This window comes from Sporosarcina sp. NPDC096371 (assembly GCF_044762865.1).
Taxonomy (GTDB): domain Bacteria; phylum Bacillota; class Bacilli; order Bacillales_A; family Planococcaceae; genus Sporosarcina.
The window spans coordinates 162,500-186,853 of the sequence record NZ_JBIWFE010000001.1; the positions used below are offsets into that span (position 1 = coordinate 162,500).

24 protein-coding genes and 1 other annotated feature are annotated in these 24,354 nt (G+C 41.6%); of the genes, 18 read left to right on the forward strand and 6 right to left on the reverse strand.

Annotated features, from left to right (window positions below):
• Window positions 1–89: 89 nt before the first annotated feature.
• From ACIQ0H_RS00720 to ACIQ0H_RS00730, 3 genes are all read left to right on the forward strand, one after another.
• Window positions 90–860, forward strand: a complete 771-nt coding sequence (locus tag ACIQ0H_RS00720) for an alpha/beta fold hydrolase (RefSeq protein WP_403409478.1) — start codon at window positions 90–92, stop codon at window positions 858–860.
• Window positions 861–911: 51 nt separating this feature from the next.
• Entirely contained in the window at window positions 912–1,220 is a 309-nt protein-coding gene (locus tag ACIQ0H_RS00725; protein ID WP_403409481.1) for a metal-sulfur cluster assembly factor, read from the forward strand.
• A 170-nt stretch (window positions 1,221–1,390) separates the two neighbouring features.
• Complete coding sequence (locus ACIQ0H_RS00730; protein ID WP_403412280.1) at window positions 1,391–3,520, forward strand: ATP-dependent Clp protease ATP-binding subunit; 2,130 nt, start codon at window positions 1,391–1,393, stop codon at window positions 3,518–3,520.
• A 49-nt stretch (window positions 3,521–3,569) separates the two neighbouring features.
• Here ACIQ0H_RS00730 and ACIQ0H_RS00735 read toward each other — a convergent pair whose 3' ends face one another.
• Complete coding sequence (locus ACIQ0H_RS00735) at window positions 3,570–3,752, reverse strand: YjzD family protein (RefSeq protein ID WP_403409484.1); 183 nt, start codon at window positions 3,750–3,752, stop codon at window positions 3,570–3,572.
• A gap of 186 nt (window positions 3,753–3,938) precedes the next feature.
• On the opposite strand from ACIQ0H_RS00735, the gene ACIQ0H_RS00740 reads away from it, so the two are divergent.
• The 3 genes from ACIQ0H_RS00740 (at window position 3,939) to ACIQ0H_RS21505 (ending at window position 6,504) form a co-directional block, all read left to right on the forward strand.
• A complete protein-coding gene (locus ACIQ0H_RS00740; protein WP_403409487.1) occupies window positions 3,939–4,871 on the forward strand; it encodes a beta-ketoacyl-ACP synthase III in 933 nt (310 codons plus the stop codon).
• 53 nt (window positions 4,872–4,924) lie between these two features.
• Window positions 4,925–6,160 (forward strand): beta-ketoacyl-ACP synthase II, encoded by a 1,236-nt coding sequence (fabF, locus tag ACIQ0H_RS00745; RefSeq protein ID WP_403409490.1) that lies wholly within the window; start codon window positions 4,925–4,927, stop codon window positions 6,158–6,160.
• Window positions 6,161–6,279: 119 nt separating this feature from the next.
• Window positions 6,280–6,504 carry a YuzI family membrane protein gene (locus ACIQ0H_RS21505; protein ID WP_483882525.1) on the forward strand — a complete coding sequence of 75 codons (225 nt, stop codon included), beginning with the start codon at window positions 6,280–6,282 and terminating at the stop codon, window positions 6,502–6,504.
• Here the strand turns inward: ACIQ0H_RS21505 and trpS are convergent.
• Both trpS and ACIQ0H_RS00755 read right to left on the reverse strand, forming a co-directional pair.
• A complete protein-coding gene (trpS, locus tag ACIQ0H_RS00750; RefSeq protein WP_403409493.1) occupies window positions 6,455–7,441 on the reverse strand; it encodes a tryptophan--tRNA ligase in 987 nt (328 codons plus the stop codon). The two genes, ACIQ0H_RS21505 and trpS, sit on opposite strands and share 50 nt — an antisense overlap.
• A 136-nt stretch (window positions 7,442–7,577) precedes the next feature.
• Window positions 7,578–7,790, reverse strand: a binding site (T-box leader).
• A gap of 193 nt (window positions 7,791–7,983) precedes the next feature.
• On the reverse strand, window positions 7,984–8,328 hold the full coding sequence (locus ACIQ0H_RS00755; RefSeq protein WP_403409496.1) for a DUF3899 domain-containing protein: 345 nt from the start codon (window positions 8,326–8,328) through the stop codon (window positions 7,984–7,986).
• Window positions 8,329–8,568: 240 nt separating this feature from the next.
• On the opposite strand from ACIQ0H_RS00755, the gene ACIQ0H_RS00760 reads away from it, so the two are divergent.
• From ACIQ0H_RS00760 to pepF, 9 genes are all read left to right on the forward strand, one after another.
• On the forward strand, window positions 8,569–10,275 hold the full coding sequence (locus tag ACIQ0H_RS00760) for a peptide ABC transporter substrate-binding protein (protein ID WP_403409499.1): 1,707 nt from the start codon (window positions 8,569–8,571) through the stop codon (window positions 10,273–10,275).
• Window positions 10,276–10,437: 162 nt separating this feature from the next.
• Window positions 10,438–11,367, forward strand: a complete 930-nt coding sequence (gene opp3b / locus ACIQ0H_RS00765) for an oligopeptide ABC transporter permease (RefSeq protein ID WP_403409502.1) — start codon at window positions 10,438–10,440, stop codon at window positions 11,365–11,367.
• Window positions 11,367–12,386: an oligopeptide ABC transporter permease gene (gene opp3C / locus ACIQ0H_RS00770; protein WP_403409505.1), complete on the forward strand. Its 1,020-nt coding sequence runs from the start codon at window positions 11,367–11,369 to the stop codon at window positions 12,384–12,386. Before opp3b ends, opp3C begins: the two co-directional genes overlap by 1 nt.
• 14 nt (window positions 12,387–12,400) lie before the next feature.
• Window positions 12,401–13,465 (forward strand): ABC transporter ATP-binding protein, encoded by a 1,065-nt coding sequence (locus tag ACIQ0H_RS00775; RefSeq protein WP_403409508.1) that lies wholly within the window; start codon window positions 12,401–12,403, stop codon window positions 13,463–13,465.
• Window positions 13,465–14,388 (forward strand): ABC transporter ATP-binding protein, encoded by a 924-nt coding sequence (locus ACIQ0H_RS00780; RefSeq protein ID WP_403409511.1) that lies wholly within the window; start codon window positions 13,465–13,467, stop codon window positions 14,386–14,388. Before ACIQ0H_RS00775 ends, ACIQ0H_RS00780 begins: the two co-directional genes overlap by 1 nt.
• Window positions 14,389–15,219: 831 nt before the next feature.
• Entirely contained in the window at window positions 15,220–15,615 is a 396-nt protein-coding gene (spxA, locus tag ACIQ0H_RS00785; RefSeq protein WP_203246566.1) for a transcriptional regulator SpxA, read from the forward strand.
• Window positions 15,616–15,870: 255 nt separating this feature from the next.
• Window positions 15,871–16,533 (forward strand): adaptor protein MecA, encoded by a 663-nt coding sequence (mecA, locus tag ACIQ0H_RS00790; protein WP_403409514.1) that lies wholly within the window; start codon window positions 15,871–15,873, stop codon window positions 16,531–16,533.
• 155 nt (window positions 16,534–16,688) lie between these two features.
• On the forward strand, window positions 16,689–17,807 hold the full coding sequence (locus ACIQ0H_RS00795; protein ID WP_483882526.1) for a competence protein CoiA: 1,119 nt from the start codon (window positions 16,689–16,691) through the stop codon (window positions 17,805–17,807).
• A gap of 51 nt (window positions 17,808–17,858) precedes the next feature.
• The gene (gene pepF, locus ACIQ0H_RS00800; protein WP_403409517.1) at window positions 17,859–19,679 is read left to right on the forward strand and encodes an oligoendopeptidase F; all 1,821 of its coding nucleotides are present in this window, start codon (window positions 17,859–17,861) and stop codon (window positions 19,677–19,679) included.
• Between the two features lie 641 nt (window positions 19,680–20,320).
• On the opposite strand, the gene ACIQ0H_RS00805 is transcribed toward pepF, so the two are convergent.
• The 3 genes from ACIQ0H_RS00805 to ACIQ0H_RS00815 all read right to left on the reverse strand — a co-directional run bounded on the left by ACIQ0H_RS00805 (window position 20,321) and on the right by ACIQ0H_RS00815 (window position 22,317).
• On the reverse strand, window positions 20,321–21,127 hold the full coding sequence (locus tag ACIQ0H_RS00805) for a DsbA family protein (protein WP_403409520.1): 807 nt from the start codon (window positions 21,125–21,127) through the stop codon (window positions 20,321–20,323).
• Complete coding sequence (locus tag ACIQ0H_RS00810) at window positions 21,124–21,516, reverse strand: globin domain-containing protein (RefSeq protein ID WP_403409523.1); 393 nt, start codon at window positions 21,514–21,516, stop codon at window positions 21,124–21,126. The genes ACIQ0H_RS00805 and ACIQ0H_RS00810 overlap by 4 nt, the downstream gene beginning before the upstream one ends.
• 111 nt (window positions 21,517–21,627) lie before the next feature.
• Window positions 21,628–22,317 (reverse strand): lytic transglycosylase domain-containing protein, encoded by a 690-nt coding sequence (locus ACIQ0H_RS00815; RefSeq protein WP_403409526.1) that lies wholly within the window; start codon window positions 22,315–22,317, stop codon window positions 21,628–21,630.
• Between the two features lie 155 nt (window positions 22,318–22,472).
• Between ACIQ0H_RS00815 and ACIQ0H_RS00820 the strand changes: the two genes are divergently transcribed.
• From ACIQ0H_RS00820 to ACIQ0H_RS00830, 3 genes are read left to right on the forward strand one after another with little or no spacing between them, the layout of a single operon-like run.
• Window positions 22,473–22,862 carry a UPF0738 family protein gene (locus ACIQ0H_RS00820; protein WP_403409529.1) on the forward strand — a complete coding sequence of 130 codons (390 nt, stop codon included), beginning with the start codon at window positions 22,473–22,475 and terminating at the stop codon, window positions 22,860–22,862.
• A gap of 18 nt (window positions 22,863–22,880) precedes the next feature.
• Window positions 22,881–23,549 carry a GTP diphosphokinase gene (yjbM, locus tag ACIQ0H_RS00825; protein ID WP_403409532.1) on the forward strand — a complete coding sequence of 223 codons (669 nt, stop codon included), beginning with the start codon at window positions 22,881–22,883 and terminating at the stop codon, window positions 23,547–23,549.
• A complete protein-coding gene (locus ACIQ0H_RS00830; protein ID WP_403409535.1) occupies window positions 23,437–24,354 on the forward strand; it encodes an NAD kinase in 918 nt (305 codons plus the stop codon). The genes yjbM and ACIQ0H_RS00830 overlap by 113 nt, the downstream gene beginning before the upstream one ends.

The following is a 24,354-nucleotide window of genomic DNA, read 5'->3' on the forward strand; positions in this document are numbered from 1 at the left end:
AGTCAAAAATCACCTCTGAGCAAACGTCCTTTTTGTTTTTTTAGAAAAACTTTGTTACGCTTAATTCAAAAGGCAAAGGTGTGTTGCGCGTGATTGTAAATGAAGAAAAGTGGGGTCATATCCCTTTATTGCATATAGTGGAGGACGAGTTTCAAGATCAACAAGTCCCCGTGGTCATTTTCCTACATGGTTTTACGAGTGCCAAAGAGCATAATCTACATTATGCCCATAATATCGCGAAAAAAGGGATTCGTGTCCTACTTCCGGATCTGCATTTACATGGCGCACGCGATGAAAATTTAGACGAGGCCCAACTAAGCCTTCGCTTTTGGGAAATCGTTTTGACGACGATTGAGGAAGTCGACTTATTAAGGGAAGAGCTTATCAAACGTGAACTAGCTACAACTGAAAAAATCGGCGTGGGTGGCACATCGATGGGTGGTATTAGTACACTAGGTTGCTTGGCTGTGTATCCTTGGATCGATACGGCAACGGTTATGATGGGGGCGCCAGGATTCGTCGAGTTGTCGAATGCGCAAATGACACAATTTGAACGTAGTGGTTTTACATTGCCAATCACTCATGAAGAAAAACAAAGGTTATTGGATACTTTGTCGACGTTCGATTTGACAAAACATGCCTCTGCACTGAATAACAGACCCGTTTATTTTTGGCATGGCAAGCAAGATACCGTCGTACCTTATGAGCCGACACATCGATTTTATGAAGCTGTGAAAAAAGATTATGCTACTAACCCAGAACACTTTGTATTTGTTTCAGATGACTCGGCTGGGCATGCAGTTTCGAGAACTGGAATGCTACAAGCTGCTGATTGGTTTGCTTGTCATTTGAAAGGCTAAGGCGAACTCTGCTATGATGAAGATATTAACGGAACGGAAAGAGGGATGAAGATGGATGAGGCGATGAAAGAAAGCATGATGGGTGCTCTTGAAAACGTGATTGACCCAGAACTTGGCGTTGATATCGTTAACTTAGGTCTTGTGTATGATGTTGAGTTAGACGAAGAAGGAACATCAAAAGTGACGATGACACTTACGTCACTCGGGTGTCCGATGGGGCCACAAATCGTTGCGAATGTTAAGCAAGAACTTATGGAACTTCCAGAAGTAAAAGACGTGGATGTTAATGTTATTTGGAATCCACCATGGTCTAGAGATATGATGTCACGTTACGCGAAAATGGCGTTAGGTGTACGATAAATAGATACAATCAGCTGTATGACTGCTTCACAGGTCGTACAGCTTTTTTTTAGTATGTACCATGCGACGTCCCAAAGCGAATCGCTTTACTGCATATAATTGCGGACTTATAATTTTATTAATCAAATATGGTCAAAGTCGAACTAATGGAGAGGTGGATGTCGATGAGAATGAACGAACAGCAAGAAGATCAGCGAACACCGCTTGAACAATTCGGACGTAATCTCGTTGAAGAAGTAAAAAGAGGGAAGATGGACCCGGTAATTGGACGTGATGAGGAGATTCGCAACGTCATTCGGATTTTATCGAGAAAGACTAAAAATAACCCCGTTCTTATCGGGGAACCTGGTGTTGGAAAAACTGCGATAGTCGAAGGACTTGCACAGCGAATCGTGAAAGGTGATGTGCCGGAAGGACTGAAGGATCGGCAAATTTTTGAGTTGGATATGAGTGCCCTGATTGCGGGGGCGAAATATCGTGGTGAATTTGAAGAGCGTTTGAAAGGTGTACTCAAGCAAGTGAAAGATAGTGCAGGGGAAATCATTTTATTCATCGATGAAATTCATACAATTGTCGGTGCAGGTAAAACGGAAGGTGCAATGGATGCTGGTAATATGCTGAAGCCGATGCTTGCACGCGGCGAATTGTACTGCATCGGTGCGACAACTCTGGATGAGTACCGGATGTATATCGAGAAAGATTCAGCACTTGAACGCAGATTCCAACAAGTGCTTGTCCGTGAACCTTCTGTTGAAGATACCGTATCCATTTTGCGCGGTTTGAAAGAGCGATTTGAGCTTCATCATGGTGTTCGCATCCATGACCGGGCGATTGTTGCAGCAGCTACACTATCCAATCGCTATCTAACGGAACGATTTTTACCGGATAAAGCAATTGATTTAATCGATGAAGCGAGTGCCATGATTCGTACTGAAATCGATTCGATGCCGCAGGAACTAGATGCTGTGACCAGACGCATGATGCAGCTGGAAATTGAGGAACAGGCTTTGCGCAAAGAAAAAGATGCAGTGAGCCAATCGCGCCTGAAAGTATTGCAAGAAGAACTGAGGGATTTGAAAGAGTCATCTGCGGGGATGCGCGGGCAGTGGGATGCGGAAAAAGCAACATTGCGCGGCATACAGGAAAAACGAGAGAAACTTGATCGTTACCGTCGCGAATTGGAGGACGCTGAAAATCGTTTTGATTTGAACAAAGCAGCGGAACTTAGTTACGGTAAAATTCCTGCACTAGAGCAAGAATTGGCCGAACTGGAAGCGCCTCTATTGGATAGTCAGGAAAGTCGATTGCTTCGTGAAGAGGTGACGGAGGAGGAAATTGCGGCGATAGTTGCACGTTGGACGGGTATTCCGGTGACGAAACTTGTAGAAGGCGAACGGGAAAAATTGCTACGTCTACGTGAAACATTGGAAGAGCGCGTCATTGGGCAAGGGACTGCGGTGCAACTCGTAACGGAAGCGGTATGGCGTGCGCGTGCGGGCATCAAAGATCCGAATAAACCGATTGGGTCATTCCTATTTTTAGGTCCGACAGGTGTTGGGAAGACGGAACTGGCGAAAACGCTAGCGGCTACTTTGTTTGATTCAGAAGATCATTTCATCCGCATTGATATGTCGGAGTATATGGAGAAGCATAGTATATCGAGACTTGTCGGCGCTCCTCCAGGGTATATTGGTTACGAAGAGGGCGGTCAATTGACAGAAGCAGTACGCCGCAATCCATATGCTGTTATTCTGTTGGATGAAATTGAGAAAGCGCATCCAGACGTTGCGAATATTTTGTTACAAGTGCTGGATGACGGACGGATTACAGATAGTCAAGGGCGGCTTGTGAACTTTACGAATACCGTTGTTATTATGACATCGAATATCGGCTCAGCTTATTTGTTACAAGAGATGGATGATACGGAAAATCATGCAGCCGAGGATCTTGTGATGGCTGAATTACGCCGTCATTTTAAACCGGAGTTGCTGAATCGCATGGATGACATCATTATTTTCCATTCCTTAAAAGCAGATTCATTCCGTTTGATTACACGAAAAATGCTTGAGGATCTTGGCAATAGATTAAGTCAGCAAGAAATCGAGATGAAATATAGTGATGACGTGCTTGATTGGATTGTGAATGAAGGGACGGATGCAGATTTTGGTGCACGCCCGTTGAAACGTTTTATCCAACGGCATGTTGAGACACTTGTTGCAAAAGAAGTGATTAAAGGGGATATCAAGCCAAATGAAACGCTTGTTTTGACGATGAAAGATGGGGCATTGCAAGTGAATTAAGCGAACAAATAAAAAACCATCTCCATTGAAGGGGATGGTTTTTTATTGATTAATGGTCCGCAAATTCGCCATCTGGCACAGATTCACCCAAGATGATGACTAATAGTGCTGCGATAACCGAAACGACTATACCTGCTGAAAAATTGAAATCAACGTTAGCAATTGCTCCGGCAACGTAGTTTAACATCGAAACTAAAGCGAAAGCCCAAAAGAATGTCATAATATATCTCATTGAATTCACCTCTACATTACTATTTCATCATCCATCATATCACAGCTATACCATTGTAGAAACAAAATTACACGTAATTAGTCACTTTATTTGGCGGAAAAGTGTCAGTGGTTGTAAAATGTGTTCATTTCTTTTATGATTGATACCAGGTACTAATATTAGATAATAAGAACGGGGGATGATCGAATGAATGCAGGCTTTATTGGTGTTGGTAAATACGTGCCGTCACAAATTTTGACGAACGCCGACCTTGAAAAACGAATGGATACATCCGATGAATGGATTCGGACGATGACGGGTATAGAAGAAAGACGTATTGCGGATGATTCAATAGATACATCCGATATGGCTTATCATGCAGCAGTAGATGCAATTAGTAATGCAGGTATCAAACCTGAAGAAATTGGTTTAATTCTTGTTGCGACAGTTACGCCAGATCGACCATTTCCATCTGTGTCAACGATGATTCAAGAACGTCTAGGTGCAAAAAATGCTGCAGCAATGGATGTTTCAGCAGCATGTGCCGGCTTTATGTATGGGGTTGTCACGGCAAAGCAATTTGTTGAGTCGAGTGTTTATGACTATGTGCTCGTTGTAGGTGTTGAAAAACTATCGAAAATTACAGATTGGGAAGATCGTAATACGGCTGTCCTTTTTGGTGATGGTGCCGGAGCAGCTGTCATCGGGAAAGTAAGTGAAGGACGGGGAATCCTATCATTTGAACTTGGGGCGGATGGTAGTGGTGGTAAACATCTATATCAAGATAAGTATCTTCATATGAATGGTCGCGAAGTGTTTAAATTCGCTGTCCGTCAAATGGGCGAATCTGCTGTCAGCGTAATTGAAAAAGCGGGACTGACGAAAGAAGATGTCGATTTCTTAATTCCACACCAAGCTAATATTCGTATTATGGAAGCATCCCGTGAACGACTGGGTTTACCGGTTGAAAAGATGTCCAAAACGATTCATAAGTACGGTAACACATCAGCGGCATCGATTCCGATTTCACTCGTCGATGATTTATCCGATGGCAAAGTGAAAGATGATGATATACTTGTTCTTGTTGGATTTGGCGGGGGTCTCACATGGGGTGCGTTATGCATCAAGTGGGGACGATAAAAGCAAGAGTAAAGAATGGAATCATTAACTAGAAGGAAGGGAAGTATTGACATATGGAAAATAGACGTGTAGTTGTAACTGGAATCGGGGCTGTGTCCCCGGTTGGGAACTCGGCTGAGGAGTCATGGCATGCGGTTTTGGAAGGGAAATCTGGCGTTGGGCCGCTTACAAGGCTTGATAGCGAGCAGTTTCCAGTAAAAGTAGCGGCAGAAGTAAAAGACTTTGATATAGAAGAATACATTTCACGGAAAGATGCGCGTAAAATGGACCGTTTCACGCATTATGCGTTAGCAGCTTCCGTTATGGCAGCGAAAGATGCAAACCTGGAACTTGAAGGTGAGCTGGCACTTCGAACAGGTGTCTGGATTGGCTCTGGAATCGGTGGAATGGAAACGCATGAACAGCAATTCAAGACGTTCCTTGAAAAGGGCTATCGTCGAGTGAGCCCATTTTTCGTACCGATGATGATTCCGGATATGGCTTCAGGTCAAGTATCGATTCATCTTGGAGCGAAAGGCATCAATTCTTGTACAGTAACAGCTTGTGCATCAGGTACGAATTCAATCGGAGACGCGTTTGAAGTGATTCGCAGAGGTGATGCTGATGTCATGATCACAGGCGGCGCAGAAGCACCGATTACAACAATGTCGGTAGCAGGTTTTTGTGCCAATACCGCATTGTCGTTAAATCCAGATCCGGCAACGGCATCACGTCCGTTCGATGCAGAACGTGATGGCTTTGTTATCGGTGAAGGAGCAGGCATAATTATTCTCGAAGAGTATGAACATGCGGTGGCACGCGGTGCAAAAATCTATGCTGAACTGGTTGGTTATGGTTCAACAGGAGATGCACACCATATTACGGCGCCAGCTCCAGGGGGCGAAGGTGGTGCACGCGCAATGGCACAAGCGATTGAGCAAAGTGGTATTAGTCCGAATCAAATCGACTACATCAATGCCCATGGGACAAGCACACCTTATAATGATTTATTCGAAACTATGGCAGCGAAAACTGTTTTCGGTGAACATGCGTATAAGCTTGCGATGAGTTCTACGAAATCAATGACGGGTCATTTACTTGGCGCTGCAGGTGGACTGGAAGCGATCTTCACTGTAAAAGCATTGCAAGAAGGGATTTTGCCGCCAACGATGAATTACGTCAATGCGGATCCGGAATGTGACCTTGATTATGTGACGGAAGGTGCGCGTAAAGCGGACATTACCTACGCAATGAGCAACTCACTTGGTTTCGGTGGACATAACGCATCACTTGTTTTCAAAAAGATATAAGTTATTATGGCGCTCCAGTAAAATGGGGCGTTTTTTTTGAACCACAAATTAAAACCCCCTTCGTCTAAAAGGGGGTCATGCTGTCATATAATTAAAGAAAATTCAAAGGAAGATGTACAATGACACGCCTATTCCTATTTCTTATCAGTTATGGACTAATTGTCGTCACAGTATCGAATATGATTCTCTATTTCAACTTCAGATCGGTGGGGTATGAATGGAGTCAGATTTTCGATTACATCGTGCATACCGCCGACTTCGTACTTTTTGTACTAGCTACACTGACGCTAACCCTTACCGTCTACGTCCGAGTCCCATCGCGGCTTCCATCTTCCCGAGAGTAACGGATGCAATGGCATGTGCTTTTTCTGCGCCTTTGTCAAGAATGTCGTCAAGGGTAGGCGATTCTAGAAGCTCGTAATACTTATCTTGGATGGGCTTCAGGTGGTTGATCACTGTTTCAGCGACGCCAGCTTTGAATGCGCCGTAGCCTAGACCATCATACTTTGCGACGAGATCCTCAATGGAAACACCGCTAAGAGCAGATTCAATCGTTAGCAAGTTAGACACACCCGGTTTATTCTCTACATCGTATTTGACCACACCATCAGAATCGGTTACTGCACTCTTGATTTTCTTCTCAATTTCTTTTGGCGTATCAAGGAGGGTGATCGTACCCTTCTTATTTGGGTCAGATTTACTCATCTTTTTAAGTGGCTCTTGAAGAGACTTGATGCGTGCACCGTTCTTCGGAATTCTGATCTCTGGGACAGTCAGCACTTCACCGTAACGTTTGTTAAAGCGTTCCGCAAGATCACGCGTTAATTCGACGTGTTGTTTCTGGTCATCACCAACTGGAACGATGTCCGTGTTATATAGAAGGATATCGGCAGCCATCAACGGGGGATATGTCAGAAGTGCTGATGAAACGCCTTCTTTTCCATCCGATTTATCTTTGAACTGTGTCATACGCTCCAATTCTCCGATATAAGAAATACATTGCATCATCCAGCCAGCTTGTGCGTGTGCTGGAACTTCGGATTGGATGAATAACACCGCTTTTTCCGGATCAATGCCAGTTGCAACATAAAGCGCAGCAAGCGAGCGAATGGCATTTGCTAATGAAGTTGGGTCTTGTTGAATGGTAATAGCATGTTGATCGACAATGCAAAATAGGCATTGTTGTTCGTGCTGTAGCTCTGTAAATTGGCGGAACGCTCCAATATAATTTCCGAGTGTTATAATCCCTGTCGGCTGTACGCCTGAAAAAATGGTTTTCATGTAAAAATCTCCTCCTTAAGTTTTAAAAGCCTTACATCTACATAGCTATGGAATGCGGCTAAAGTGCGCGACGTCCTGTCGCAATAGCCTTACATCTACATCCTGTAGACGCAAAAAAAACATCAGCCGTCCCCGTAAAAGGGACGACTGATGTTTGATCAACCGTGGTACCACCCGAATTGCCCGAAGGCCACTCAAATTCCCTTAACGCGGGGGACGTGACAAGCTACAATAAAGTTCACTTGTCAGGCTCAGGAACCCATTCCTCCAAGGTCGTTTACCTGTTTGCACCAACCACAGGCTCTCTAGAAAACGACCACTGGAATACTATTTCCTTCATTGCCATTCGCTCAACTGTTTTCAAAAGTATAATATGTTGATGCAAAGATTGCAATAGGCTTGTCTTAATCAATTACGCCTTGGCGTAATTGCGTCTACATATTGAAGGGAGTTAATTGCGCTTATGCAATTAACTCCCTTCAATATGTATGACATCCGACTCGGCGTAACTTGAGACAGCAGAGATCTTTTACTGATTCAAGTTATGCGTAAAAGATAACAAGCCCGATCCCCATGCCGATTAAAACAAGGATGCCAGTTCCTAATATAGGTGAAACGGGTGCTGAGAAAATCTCAGAAGGCTTTCGCATGGACATGACATCCTCCATCCGACTTTTCCGAGTCAGCACTTTTCGCGTCGTTACAGTGAATACATCAAAGAAGCCGGTAGAAAATACAAAAACAACTAGACCAATAAACGTAATCGTTCCTCCAATAAGAAAAGATGAATTTATATAGGAGAGTAATGTCAGCTCTTTGAAGTATAGAAGCATGATCAAGACAATGCTTATTTGTGCAATGATGAAATTTCGTATGAATTTATTCAAATCTCCACCTCAATTCTGAATAATAATAAAGGTTTATTATCTGGAAATCAATAATTTAGACTTCTAAGTAAAAATCAGAAATATTGAAATTTGGTGTCACGAACGCTGATATAATCAGTTTCTTAATCTCATCTCTGTGATAGAACACTAGAAATTTTCGAAAAGGTATGTACAACTAGAATAATCATTGTATAATAATATTGTAACTAGTTTTCAGACAATTTTGAGGAGGTCATCGATTTGAAAAAGCACAAATTTATGTGGCTCGTAAGCATTTTGCTTGTACTAAGCGCATTCCTTGCGGCATGTAGCGACAAAAACGAAAACGAAGGCGCTGCAGATCCAGAGAAGGATGCAGACAAGCCGGCAACTGATAAACCTGCAGAAGAACTACCACAGGTTCTAAATTTGATTGAAGCTGCTGAAATTCCATCTATTGACTCATCACTTTCAGAGGATGCTGTTGGTTTCAACGTACTAAACAACATCATGGAAGGTCTTTATCGTCTAGATGCAGACAGTCTTCCAGTTCCAGGTATGGCTGATGGCGATCCTGAAATCAGCGAAGATGGTTTGACGTATACGTTCAAACTACGTGATGCACAATGGTCAAACGGTACACCTGTTACAGCACACGATTTCGTGTATGCTTGGCAACGTGCAGTTGATCCAAACACTGGTTCACCATACGGTCCTTATTTAATGGCAGGTATGATCAAAAATGCAACTGAAATCGGTGAAAAAACTGCTGCAGTAACAGATCTAGGTGTATCTGCGCCAGACGACAAAACATTTGTTGTTCAACTAGAACGTCCAGTTCCTTATTTCTTATCACTTATGTCATTCGGAACATTCTATCCACTTAACGAAGAATTCGTAACTGCTCAAGGCGATGCATATGCAACGACTTCTGACAATATGCTTTATAACGGTCCATTCGAACTATCAGCTTGGGATGGAACGGGTAACTGGAAATATGTTAAAAACGAAAAGTACTGGGATGCTGCAACAGTACAACTTGAAGAAATTAACGTTGACGTTGTAAAAGAAACTTCAACAGCTGTTCAATTGTACGAGCAAGGTAAAAAAGACCGTGTACTACTTTCAGCTGAGTATGCAATGCAATATGCTGATGATCCAAACATCATCAATGAGCTTGAAACATCTGTATTCTATTTCAAGCTAAACCAAGAACGTAATGGTAAACCTACACCACTTGCAAACGCAGACATTCGTAAAGCATTGGCACGTGCATTTGACAAAGAAGAACTTGCGTCAGCTGTACTTGCTAACGGTTCAATCGCAGCTGACTACCTAGTTGCTGACCAATTCACTTATGATCCAAACGGTAAAGATTTCCGTGATTACAGTGGAGACTTCAACTCTTATAACGTTGAAGAAGCACAGGAATTCTGGGCAAAAGGTCTAAAAGCTCTTGGCGTCGACAAATTAGAAATTGAAATTCTTGGTGGCGACACTGAGAATGCAAAGAAACAACAAGAATGGTTCAAATCACAATTTGAGAAAAATCTTCCAGGTTTAACGATTAAGTTGAAAGAAGTTCCTTTCTCTGTTCGTCTTGATCTTGACAATGCAAGTGATTACGACATTCAAAATGCTGGATGGGGCCCTGACTTCCAGGATCCAATTTCATTCATCGAATTGTTTGTATCATCTAGCCCACAAAACTTAATGGGCTACTCAAATCCTGAGTATGATGCACTTGTAGAATCTACAAAAACTACACTTGCAGCGGATCCAGTAGCACGTTTTGAAGCGTTTGCAAAAGCTGAAAAAATTCTACTTGAAGAAGAGGCAGCTGTTATTCCACAGTACCAACGTGGAAGAATGGTTCTTATGAATCCTAATGTACAAGGTCTTGCTACACACCCATTCGGTGGAGACTACAGCTACAAGTGGACGTATATTGCTGAAGAAGCTAAGTAAGAATTTGAAAGTTTGAAATCTCATAGAAAAGAGAGTATATGGTCGCTATCGGCCATGTACTCTCTTTTTCAATGAAGGTGAAATATCTCAAAATTCTTTGTATTGTTTTGTCGAAATTGAAGGTTTTATAGGATTTATCGAAGATATTCAGGAGGTGCAAACATGGCAAAGTATATTATCAAACGTGTTGTTTATATGTTCCTATCTTTATTTCTCATTGCATCATTTACATTTGCGCTTAGTAAACTGCTTCCAGGGTCCCCGTTAGCTTCCGCATCAAAATTATCCGTTGAGCAAAGGGAAGTTGTCTATGAAAAGTATGGCTTGAATGATCCAATTCCAGTGCAATATGTTCGGTATATGGGAAATCTAGCTAAAGGCGACTTCGGTATCTCATTCCAATATAAAAATGCAAATGTTAAAGATTTAATCATTAAAAAGTTAGAGTACTCCATGATTTTAGGAATGCAAGCTTTGGTGTTGGGAACGGTGATAGGGATTATTCTTGGTATGATTGCGGCGTTGAAACAAAATACGGTTTGGGATTATGGTAGTACCATTGTCGCGATTGTTGGTATATCAGTTCCCTCATTTGTTTTTGCTGTACTCTTACAATATGTCTTTGCGGTTTGGCTTGAAATATTGCCTGTTGGACTATGGGAAGGATGGAAGTCTAGTATTTTACCATCTATCGCACTGGCGATGGGACCACTTGCAATTTCAGCAAGGTTTATAAGAACTGAAATGATCGAAGTGTTAAGCTCAGACTATATTTTGTTAGCAAAGGCTAAAGGGGCAAACATGTTTGAAATCGCTTTCAAACATGCTTTCCGAAATGCGCTAATCCCGCTTATTACAATACTTGGTCCAGTTGCAGCGGGTTTATTAACAGGATCACTTGTTGTCGAACAAATTTTTGCGATTCCAGGTATCGGAGCGCAATTCGTCACATCTATTAGTACAAATGATGTTTCGCTTATTATGGGGACGACAATCTTTTTCTCTATCTTCTTAATTTCGATTATTTTGATTGTAGACATCCTTTATGGAATTATTGACCCGCGTATCCGTCTGTCAGGAGGTTCGAAGTAATGACAAACAATCTAAATAAATTACCGCAGGATTCTTTTGAACGGATTACGGTTGATAGTTCAAATGCTGAAAAAATCACCAAGCCAAGTTTGAGTTTTTGGCAGGATGCATGGTTGCGTATTCGTAAAAATAAAGCGGCTATTGTGAGTATGTTTATCCTTATTTTTATCGTTTTTATGGCTTTTGCGGGTCCATTTATGGTGGAACATAACCCAGATGAGGTAAAAATGACGCATGCTAACTTACCTCCAAAGGTGCCTGGACTTGAGAAGTTAGGGGTTTTCGATGGGGTAGGTAAACTTGGTTCGAAAACGGTGAACCTATATGAATTGAAGAAAATTGACGAGTATTACTGGTTTGGAACGGATAGCCTTGGGCGGGATTTGTTTTCACGGACGTGGAAGGGAACCCAAATTTCATTGCTGATTGCCTTTCTTGCCGCTGTAATTGACGTAGTGATCGGTGTTATTTATGGGGGGATCTCTGGTTATTATGGAGGCAGAACCGATGACATCATGCAACGAATTGTTGAAGTACTTATTGGGATACCGACGTTAGTAATTGTTATTCTTATGATTTTGGTCCTTGAACCAGGAATTCTGTCAATTATCATTGCCATCACGATAACTGGCTGGATAGGCATGTCGCGAATTGTTCGTGGACAAGTGTTGAAATTTAAAAATCAGGAATTTGTCCTGGCTGCCAAAACCTTAGGAGCAAGTGATGCTCGTATCATCAGCAAGCACTTACTACCTAACTTAATGGCAATTATTATTATCAACATGATGTTTACCATTCCATCTGCCATTTTCTTCGAGGCATTTTTAAGCTTCATCGGAATGGGGCTTCAATCTCCAGATGCATCACTAGGAACATTGATTAATGATGCTTATAAGTTTATTGCGTATCAGCCGTATATGTTACTCTTCCCATCACTAGTGTTGAGCTTACTGATGATTGCATTTAACTTAATTGGAGACGGATTGCGTGATGCGCTTGATCCGAAGATGAAAGATTAAAGGAGGAAAGCAAAATGGAGAAAATTATTGAAGTGAAAAACCTAGAGCTTTCCTTCCATACATTTGCAGGTGAAGTGAAAGCAATCCAAGGCGTCAATTTTGAAGTGTTTAAAGGGGAGACACTCGCCATTGTGGGTGAGTCGGGTTCTGGTAAATCGGTGACAACTAAATCGATTATGCGTCTTTTACCAGCATCAAGTACAGAGTACAAAAATGGTGAGATTTTATTTGCGGGGAAAGATCTGCTAAAGATTTCAGAAAAAGAAATGCGGAATGTTCGTGGGAAAGATATTTCGATGATTTTTCAGGATCCAATGACTTCTCTGAATCCGACAATGACAATCGGTAGACAGATTATGGAACCACTATTTAAACACCAAAAGCTTGATAAATCGGAAGCATGGAAAAAATCGGTTGAATTGCTTGCACTTGTTGGGATGCCACAACCGGAAATGCGTATGAAGCAATATCCGCACCAACTTTCAGGTGGACAGCGCCAACGTATCGTAATTGCTGTGGCGCTTGCGTGTAATCCGAAGCTTCTCATTGCGGATGAGCCGACGACAGCACTAGACGTAACGATTCAAGCACAAATCCTTGAATTGATGAAGGATTTGCAGAAGAAGATTGATACATCGATTATTTTCATCACGCATGACCTTGGTGTGGTTGCCAACGTAGCGGATCGTGTGGCGGTAATGTACGGGGGGCGTATTGTAGAAGTTGGTACAGTGGACGAAATCTTCTATAACCCACAACACCCTTACACATGGGGCCTTTTGAGCTCTATGCCATCACTTGATATGACAGAAGAGAAGCTCTATGCGATTCCTGGGACGCCGCCTGACCTATTGGATCCACCAAAAGGGGATGCTTTTGCGCTGCGGAGTGAATATGCGATGAAAATCGATATGGAACAAGTTCCGCCGTTATTTAAAGTCAGCGATACGCATTATGCTGCTACCTGGTTACTTCACCCTGATGCACCGCAAGTGGATCCGCCAGCAGCGGTTATTGAACGGATGAAAAAGTTCCCTGGCAGTCGCTATTACGAAGGCAATGTGGGAGGTGTTCGGTAATGGCTGAGAAATTACTTGAAATTAAAAATTTAAAGCAACATTTCAATGTAGGTAAGAAGAATGAAGTGCGTGCAGTTGACGGCATTACATTCGATATTTATAAAGGTGAAACGCTTGGTCTTGTTGGTGAATCTGGTTGTGGTAAATCAACAACGGGGCGCACAATCATTCGTTTATATGATGCAACGGATGGAGAAGTCATTTATGACGGTATTAATGTTCATGAGAAGAAGTCAAAAAAAGACCTAAAGGCATTTAATCGTAAAATGCAAATGATATTCCAAGATCCCTATGCATCATTAAATCCCCGCATGAAAGTGCTGGATATTGTTGCAGAAGGGCTTGATATTCACGGGCTGGTGAAAAATCCAAAAGAGCGTACAGCGCGCGTCCATGAGCTACTAGAAACGGTAGGATTGAACCGTGAGCACGCCAATCGTTATCCGCATGAATTTTCTGGCGGTCAGCGTCAGCGCCTCGGAATTGCCCGTGCTTTGGCTGTTGAACCAGAATTTATCATTGCGGATGAGCCGATTTCTGCATTAGATGTTTCGATTCAAGCGCAGGTTGTCAACTTGCTAAAAGAGCTCCAAGAAGAAAAAGGATTGACGTATTTATTCATCGCACATGATTTATCGATGGTTAAATACATCTCTGATCGAATTGGTGTTATGCATTTTGGTAAATTAGTTGAAATTGGACCGGCGGAAACGTTATATACTGCACCTTTGCACCCGTATACGCAATCGTTGCTATCCGCGATACCTTTACCGGATCCTGATTATGAGCGTAATCGTGTACGCCAGAGTTACGATCCGAAAATGCATGAATATGGTCCAGACGAAGAAGTGATTATGCGTGAAGTAGCACCAGGGCATTTAGTTCTCTGTTCACAACGTGAATTTGATGCTTTTAAAAAGTGATGGTTAGTGAGGAAATACCTTGCGCTTCTGAGCTTTGGGATAGATACTTCATCTATTCCCTCTATAGTAATAAGTGAAACATGACCGGTTTTCGATAAGAGAACCGGTTTTTTTGTTTTCAAAAACCTTACTTCGTTAGGTGAATCAGTTTCATAATTACGATTAAACAAGAGAATAATTATATAACTATCTATTTTAATGTTCGTTAATATGATGTTCTGCTCGTGTTGATTGGAGCGTAAGACGGCGACTCCTGCGGGGAACAGCGCGAGCTGAAGAACCCGCAGAAGCGCAGCGATGAGGAGGCTTCAGCCGTGCCCGCGGAAAGCGTCCGGCTGAAGCGGAAATCGACCTCGTTCGGATTTTTGTGCTAATGGTTCTATTATAAAATTGACTCAGATTTGTAAGAAATGGTGATACGATTTTTTTAGTGGGATGTAAATATACTTCTGTATTTTTCGATTTTTTATGAAACCTTTCCCCGTTGACAAACGTATTATATAGTGAAGGTTCAAATATTATTTTCAATTAGTTGTATCCTAAATGAGAAAATGTTTTATTTGACAAATCAGATGTTTAAATTATCGGTCTGCGGGGTATAACAGTAGAGAGTAGAAATGCATCTGTTACGAAGTCGCAAAAGAGCCATTAGTATTATGGAATTGTGACAAACCTATACAGTTTGGTGATTTTTTTTCGAAAAGTGTATTCATCATGAATGAATATGTGTATAATAGGGTTTGGAAGCAACTACATTAAAATTATTCTAATTTAATTTTACAAATATAATTTCTAATATTCGATCCGACTGAAAGGAAGTGTCAGCATATGATGGTTACATTATTTACATCCCCAAGCTGTACATCATGTAGAAAAGCTAAAGCATGGTTAGAGGAACATGATATTCCCTATACAGAGCGTAATATTTTTTCCGAACCTTTAAATATTGATGAAATAAAAGAAATTCTTCGCATGACAGAAGATGGAACAGATGAAATTATTTCTACTCGTTCAAAAATATTTCAAAAACTAAATGTTGATGTGGAAAGTCTTCCATTACAACGTTTATACGAATTAATTCAGGAACACCCAGGTCTTTTAAGAAGACCAATCATTCTAGATGAAAAGCGGTTACAGGTAGGGTATAATGAAGATGAGATTCGTCGATTCCTACCGAGAAAAGTTAGAGCCTATCAGCTGCTTGAAGCGCGGCGCATGGTGAACTAATCCGACAATAGTGTAAAGCTGATGGGAATTGACATTGAAAAATGCCGGAAACCTATCAGTTTTTTTATTTCTCTGCTTTCCCGGGAGATGTTTCCTACAATGCTGATACTATCAAAATTATTCATCCCAAGGCAGAACCCTTTCATAACTCGCGGGATGGTCATATATTAAGTATAAGCATTGTAGGATTTTTTACACACATTGAATGACGGGAACCGGTCAAATCCTGTTTTAGAGGAAAGGAGAGGATAAGGGATGGAAATAGAGCGTATTAACGAAAATACAGTTAAATTTTTTCTTTCATATATTGATATAGAAGAGCGAGGATTTACTCGTGAAGAAGTTTGGTATAATCGCGACAAAAGCGAGGAACTCTTCTGGGAGATGATGGACGAAGTCAACGACGAATCAGAGTTTGAAATCGAAGGACCATTATGGATTCAGGTGCACGCAATGAGTGGCGGAATTGAAGTAACAGTTACCCGTGCACAAGTGTCTGAAGACGGCGAACCGATAGATTCACCTTTTGGGATAGAAGATCCAAGGAAGTTGTTTCCGAACGACGAGGGAATATATGGGAATGATGAGGATATGATGCCAGATATGAATGGTGAGACACTAGATTGGCTTGATAATGTGTACCTCTTTAATGAATTCGATGACTTGATTCTTTTGGCAAGTCGAATGTCGGGTTATCCTATAAAAACGTCACTCTATTTGTATGAAAGTAACTATTATTTGCATGTAGAGTACGAGGATGAAACGATGGACGAAGCGCGGAAGACAGACCTATTTAGTGTCGTTTCTGAATTTGCAGCGTCTTCAAACTTAACCATTCATCGACTAAAGGAATACGGCAAAGAAATCATGGATAGTGATGTATTCACGAAAATTCAACACTATTTTGGGCCAAAATAAACGAAAGCAGCTATCTGCATGTGGATAGCTGCTTTTTTGTTGTCTAAGCTCCGGTGCTTTTGTTCTTGTATTATTGACGTAATATTTATATAATTCAATGAGATAGAAAGGAGAGGATTGGTATACTTGTAGCGAAGGAGAAAGATGGAAAACTAATGGTTCTTACACCGAAATTTACACGGGACCAGTTAAAAACATGGCGGAAATCACAGTTGTTTTTTTGTCTGCAATGTAATTCTCGGGTCCATTTGAAAGTTGGCGATATTGTGATTCCGCATTTTGCGCATGAAAGAGATGCGGCCTGTCCAACGTTGTTTTCCGAGGGTGAATCGAAAGAACATCTTGAAGGAAAACAACAATTGTATCTTTTTTTGCAGAAACAGAAGATGTGCGTCGAACTTGAACCTTTTTTACATGTGTTGTCTCAGCGCCCTGATCTCCTTGTGACAACAATGGCTAGTTCGATAGCTATCGAGTTTCAATGTAGTACCATCCCTATTTCTACGATTCAATCAAGATCTGCTGGTTATCGCAGCGTAGGAGTGAAGCCGATATGGATTTTGCATACCCCAGCAAAATTCACAGATTATCCCCAAGGTGTCGGCCTATTTTATTTTTCTAAGTTCCACGAAAGTTTTTTTACACATAGACCCCCTGAAGGTTATGTATTGCTTACGTACAACCCCCAGAAAGAACGCTTCCATTACTTTTCTAACCTTGTCCATGTTGCGGGTAAACGCTATATCGGTATCCAGCGTACATTATCATTGGAGAAGCAAGTATTCCCTTTCGCAAGACCCAAATCACCTACTAAAGAAGAAGTAGCCCGATATGCATCTATTTATGTAGCGATGCGCAATGATTTTCTGCATTCACGTATTTCATTGAATAGAAGGGGGATAAATGATCCTTTCTTGAAAATGTGTTATGAAGTACGCGTGCATCCTACGAATCTTCCACAATGGATTGGTGTGCCTGTTCGATTCAGCGAGGCGTTTCGTGAACATGATTGTGAATGGCAACTGAGGCTCGTCTACTATATGAGGTTAAAAAATATTCGTTTTAAGGATTTATCGGAAAATGAGATTCATCACTATGTTTCCAAGTTAGAATACCCGACTATAGGGCAGGAAAAGGCTTGCCAAGCATACCGTGATTTTCTAGTGGCGGCAGGAATTGAATCCTTTCAGAACAATTCTGACCTTGATCTGGATGAGTCGATTGTTTTTAATTTGTTTTCAGCAAGATTACTTGCAAAGTGGTATGAAAATTGAGAAAATAGAACAGATTCGTTTCCCGAAGTAACGGGAGAAGGGGGATTAGGGATGACGACTGAGACAACTAACAAAGTATTAACGCGTGATGAAGTAAAGGTGGAGGAAACTTGGCGCCTAGAAGATATCTTTGCTACAGACGAGGCCTGGGAAAAAGAGTTTGTGGATGTTGAGGAATTTTCGAACCAAGCAGCAGCTTACCAAGGGACACTAAATAATGGGGCGGATGCACTCTACGACGCACTTTCTTACCGAGATGCACTGTCGGAAAGAATACGCCGTCTTTACACATACGCGCATTTAAAAACTGACCAAGACACGGCAAATGGCTTTTATCAAGCAATGGATAGCCGTGTCAAATCACTTTACGTAAAAATCTCCACGGCATTATCATTTTTCTTGCCAGAACTATTGGCAATCGATGAAGCTGAATTGGACAACTTAGTGGCTACACATGAAGGATTGGGTTTGTATAAGCAAGAATTTGAAGAAATCAATACACAAAGACCACACGTCCTACCAGCTGAACAAGAGGCACTTCTTGCGCAACTGTCCGAGGTAACAGGTCAATCTTCAGAAACGTTTAGCATGTTGAATAATGCGGATTTAACATTCCCGATGGTAAAAGATGAGAACGGGGAAGAAGTTGAATTGTCACATGGTCGCTACAGTCGTTTCTTGGAAAGTGATGATGGACGAGTTCGAGAAGATGCGTTCAAAGCAATGTACTCGAAATATGAAGAATTCCAAAACACTTTCGCATCGACGCTTTCGGGTAATGTGAAGCGAGATAATGTGAACGCAAGTATCCGCAACTATCCTTCTGCGCGTAATGCGGCAATGTCAAATAACCACATTCCGGAACAAGTATATGAAAATCTAGTTTCTACAATTAATAAAAATGTTCATTTGCTACAGCGTTATGTGGCCCTTCGTAAAAAAGTGTTCGGACTTGAAGAACTTCATATGTGGGATATGTATGCCCCTCTCGTAAAAGATGTAGATATGAAGATTCCCTATGAAGAAGCAGCACAAACCATGCTAGCTAGTTTCCATCCGCTTGGAGAAGACTATGTGTCAATTGTTCAAGAAGGACTGGATAATCGTTGGGTCGATGTTCGTGAAAACAAAGGTAAACGTTCAGGTGCTTATTCTTCTGGCTCCTACGGTACAAACCCATATATTTTAATGAATTGGCAAGACAACGTCAATAACTTGTTCACATTGGCGCATGAATTTGGCCATAGTGTGCATAGTTATTACTCACGTAAAAGCCAACCATTCATCTATAGTGGATATTCCATTTTCGTGGCAGAAGTCGCTTCGACCGTAAATGAGGCTCTTTTGAATGATCATCTATTGAAAACAATTGATGATGAACAAAAACGTATTTATCTGCTGAATTATTGGCTAGATGGATTCCGTGGAACCGTCTTCCGTCAAACTATGTTTGCTGAATTTGAGCATCTCATTCATACGCTTGACCAACAAGGCGTTCCATTGACTGCGGAAAAACTAACAGAAGAATATTACGCGCTTAATAAAAAGTATTTTGGTGAAGATCTTGTTGTCGATGAAGAGATTGGTCTTGAATGGGCACGGATTCCACACTTCTACTATAATTACTACGTCTATCAGTATGCAACAGGCTATAGTGCGGCAGTAGCACTAAGCAATCAAATTCTAACAGAAGGCGAACCGGCAGTTGAACGTTATATTAATAACTTCCTGAAAGCAGGATCTTCGGATTATCCGATTGAAGTGCTTAAAAAAGCAGGTGTTGATATGACAAGCGCAGCGCCGATCGAAGAGGCATGTCGCGTCTTTGAAGAGAAATTGAATGAGCTTGAGTCACTTCTTTTAAAGAACTAACGATATGGGAAACCCATTCATCATGTTTGTAAGATGAGTGGGTTTTTTACATGGAAATTGTTTATATTAGAATAGTTTTAACAGACTACTATTTTAATGGTTAAATACTGTTATATAGTAATGATTTTCTGTTGTATAACTAGAGATGAGTGGTGTTGGCATCTTTTTAAATGTGACATTCATGTGAAATTTATTGTGAAATGTTGCTGTTACTATTATTTTGTGATAAAGTAAGGATGTGAAATAAATCACATACCAAACATACACCCCTTTTGTTTGAACGTGAACATTTCTCCCATTCCCTTTGTAAAAGAGCATTCACTCCCCCCCAGGAGATGGATGCTCTTTTTGTTTTTGCATAGGAAATTATAAAATCTCGAACTGTGGATAAGTTGTAACGTAGAGATTTTGCATCTAGGCTCCAGCGCCTAGCGCCTCGGGTCGCTTGGGCCTACATGGAGGAAGGATTGAACTGCATCCTTCCTTGTAGGTCTGCGGATGTCACAGATTTTCAGAGAAGCTTTTCGAGCGAGCTCGAAAAAATCTGGACGCAATTACGCCGAGGCGTAATTGATGCTTCGAAATAACAAAAGCCACTCGATCACCCGTATATTTCGGGTGAATGGAGTGGCTTTTATTTGTTAGCATTGCTTAATGCGCCATAAGGTCTGATCTTGGAAAGGAACTCGTTCAACATGTTGTTGAAGAAGGCGCTTTTTTAGTTCGCGTTCTGCGGATTTTTCGGAGATGCCGTAAATATCCGCGATTTCATTTGCTGTTAGCATATCGAAACGTCGAAACAAATCTTCTAGTGATGGGGGAATGTCAGGTATAATTTCCATACCGACCAATTCCTCCAAAATTTGTTCGTATACTTCGTAGTCATACAATCCGCTGACCTTAAGTCCTTCATCTTCAATATTGCCATTGAAGAAAACGAATGTAGCAGCTTGATCGACTTCCATTTCTTTTGCCAAATACAAATCAACTTGTAATGAACGCAAGACATTTTTTGAAGAAAAGTCGCGAATAAACTCATCTACATCAAGTCCTAGTTTTTCAGCAATTTCAACAAGCACTGAAAAAGAAGAGACATTTCGGGATTTCAAAAAGGAGTATTCGAACATTTTTGATAGAAATCGTAATCCAGCGCGCTTGCCTTGGAATTCTGCTGCCTTTACTGCAATACTTGGGAAAGTCGGATGGACTTTGTTACAAGCAAGTGAATCTTCGCTGTTCAGTGTGCATGGTAGATTCATCGATGATAACGATGTACGCAATGCAATACGAAGTGTTAGATAACGATCATACTCCAGTTGCAATTTACGTAGGAGTGGCTGAAGCGACCAGCAATCTGCACATAATGGATCAATGAAAACATATAATTCAATCGGTCTTGTACATGTAGAGGGACTAATCGAACTTTCCAGCAACGTTTGTCGATTCACAGATGATCCTCCCCGCTCCTGTTCACCATGTGGTTTGCAGTTAAGGCGAGGCGATTGTAGTACATATCACGTAATTTACCTTCGAGTCCGACTTCATCCATTGCCTGTGCCATGCAAGATAGCCATGCTTCCGCGCGAACTGGTGTAATCGGAAATGGCATATGACGCGCTTTCATCATTGGATGACCGTGTTCTTCTGAAAATAAATTGGGTCCTCCCAAATATTGTGTTTGAAATTGTATTTGTTTACGTGCCGTTTCTGCCCAGTCGCCCGGAAAAATCGGGTAAAGATCAGGATGAACGGCTACTTTTTTATAAAATAGGTTGATAAGTTCCGACAACTTTTCAGCACCGATCTCTTCATAAGGGATCAAAGGTTTTCGCATCATTATGTCAATCTCCTTTGCTCTGACTGTACCGTACTGTCATTCTACCAACCAGAAGAAACTTTCTCAAATAAATCGCTTGCCAGGGAACTTGTTCCTTTTATGGATTATCAATTACACTTTAGCGTACTCAAGTACTTTTTGCACGTATTGCTGAGTTTCTTTAAAAGGCGGAATGCCGCCATGCTTTCTCACATTGCCGGGACCTGCGTTGTAGGCTGCGAGAGCGAGTTCGATATTCCCATCAAACTGGTTGAGCATTTGTCTCAAATATTTAGCTCCGCCCATGATGTTTTGGATAGGGTCGAAACTATCTTTTACGCCCAGGAATTTTGCTGTACCTGGCATAAGCTGCATAAGGCCTTCAGCACCTGCTTGACTGACAACGCTATTGTTGAAATTCGATTCCTGTTTGATGACGGCAGAAATTACGTTTTCGGGTAAGTTAAATGCATCTGCAGCCTGTCTAATAATGTCGTTATATTGACCCTTATCTGTCGCAGAAATCCCGGAAGAAGCGGCGGACAGTTTTTGGGATGTGGCAAGTACAGTGGCTAGCGAAGAAGGGCGGAAAACAGGATTATTCCCCTCATAGCGTAGGCCTTCCGCTTGATTCACATTGTCGAGTAATGACGAAGCATTGGAAGACAAGGAGTTTGTTGAGGAGAATTGGGTTCCCAACTCTTCCATCATCAATTGAAATAGCGAAGTAGGAGAGTCTAGTCCCGCACTCGACTGAACAGTGCCTAGGGATTGCATTGCATTTATCTCCAATAATGTGCGAATTGCACGTGCATCCATCATGATCTTTCCCTTCTGCCGATAAGGCTTTCGTTTTTGATATAGCACTCTAATAAATAGTATACCAATTCTTAAGAGAAAACGCATTTTCCAAACTGCAAGGCCGCGCTCCATATGGTAAACTGAACATAATGACATGTTGAAGGGAAGAGGAAATTGTGAGCATTCAAAATCGAGTTATAGACGGAATCCTGGACGGGGAAGAAATCCGATTTTTATTGGCAGAAACGGCTGATCGGCCACAAGGTGTTCCATCCGGCAAGATGATTACGGATTCTGAAGACTTATCATTTGTGTATCTGTTAGAAGTGGAGGAAGGTTATCGTCACCTTCATTTTACGCAGAAGGTGTGGCCATTCATGGTGGATGCACTAAAGTTGGAGAGTGATCCAGTTCTTCTTTGGAAGGATGAAATCATTGCGCTACCTGGATTTAAAGATGAGCTAACAATGCTTATTTATAATATTGAAGGAAATGATAATTACGGGGAAGTATTCACCTCGGCAGTTGAACAAGCATTTCACGATATACTTCAACATGTAGAATAACGGCTGGGAGGTGTCCAGATGAGACAATGGGGTCAATTTCTTGAACCATATAAACAAGCAGTAGACGAATTAAAAGTTAAGTTTAAAGGATTACGTGCTCAATATGACTTGGAAGACGTACATACGCCGGTCGAATTTGTTACGGGCAGGGTGAAGCCACTCGCGAGTATTTACGATCGAACACTTGAAAAAGGAATTCCTTTCGAACCGTCTGCAGAACTGGCTACGGAGCTGCCTGATATAGCGGGACTTCGAATGATGTGCCAATTTGTCGATGATATTGGAACAGTTGTCGAAACTTTACGCCAGCGTAAAGACCTAGAAATTGTTGAGGAACGCGATTATATTTCGCATAAAAAACCGAGTGGCTATCGGTCATACCATATGATTATCAAATATCCTGTACAGACTATTCACGGTGAGAAAACCATTTTGGCGGAAATTCAGATTCGAACATTGGCGATGAATTTCTGGGCATCCATTGAGCACTCCTTGAATTATAAATATGAAGGGGAAATGCCGAACGAAATTAGGTTGCGTCTGGAAAGAGCAGCGGAAGCAGCATTTCAATTGGATGAAGAAATGTCCCAAATTCGTGATGAAATTCAGGATGCACAACAATATTTCAGTGCATTCAAAGAAACGGCCACAAGAAGTTATGACCAAAAGGATCGAAGAAAGCGGTGAAAACATGAAATTTGCAATCCAATCTCGGAACGATGAATTGTCGAATCGATTAATGGAAGAGGCGAAATGCTATTTGATTGATTTCGGACTGACTTTCGATGAAGACGAGCCGGAAATAGTCCTGTCAATAGGTGGAGATGGAACGTTACTACACGCGTTTCATAAACACCAACACCGCTTGCAAGATACTGCCTTCGTAGGTATACATACGGGGCATTTAGGGTTTTACGCTGATTGGAAGCCAGAAGAGATGGAGAAGCTCGTTATTTCCATTGCCCGTAAAGAATTTGAAGTGATTGAATATCCACTCCTTGAAGTGACCATCAATTATCGGAATTCTGAAGAAAGCGCTACCTACCTTGCGTTGAATGAATCGACAATTAAATCGTCCGAGGTGACACTCGTTGTCGATGTTGAACTAAATGGCGAGCATTTTGAACGATTTAGGGGAGATGGTTTGTGCATGTCAACACCATCTGGATCAACGGCATATAATAAAGCGTTGGGAGGCGCGATCATCCATCCTTCGCTGCCGGCCATGCAATTAGCGGAAATGGCCTCCATTAATAATCGTGTTTTCCGAACGGTTGGTGCACCCCTTGTGTTGCCAGATCATCATAAATGTATTTTGACACCTGTCAAAGGACCAGATTTCATGTTGACCATTGACCATTTGCAGTTGCTCCATAAAGATGTAAAATCAATTGAATACTCTGTCGCAAAGGAAAGAGTACGCTTTGCCCGGTTCCGTCCATTCCCTTTTTGGAAACGCGTGCATGATTCCTTTATCGACAGTGATATTTGA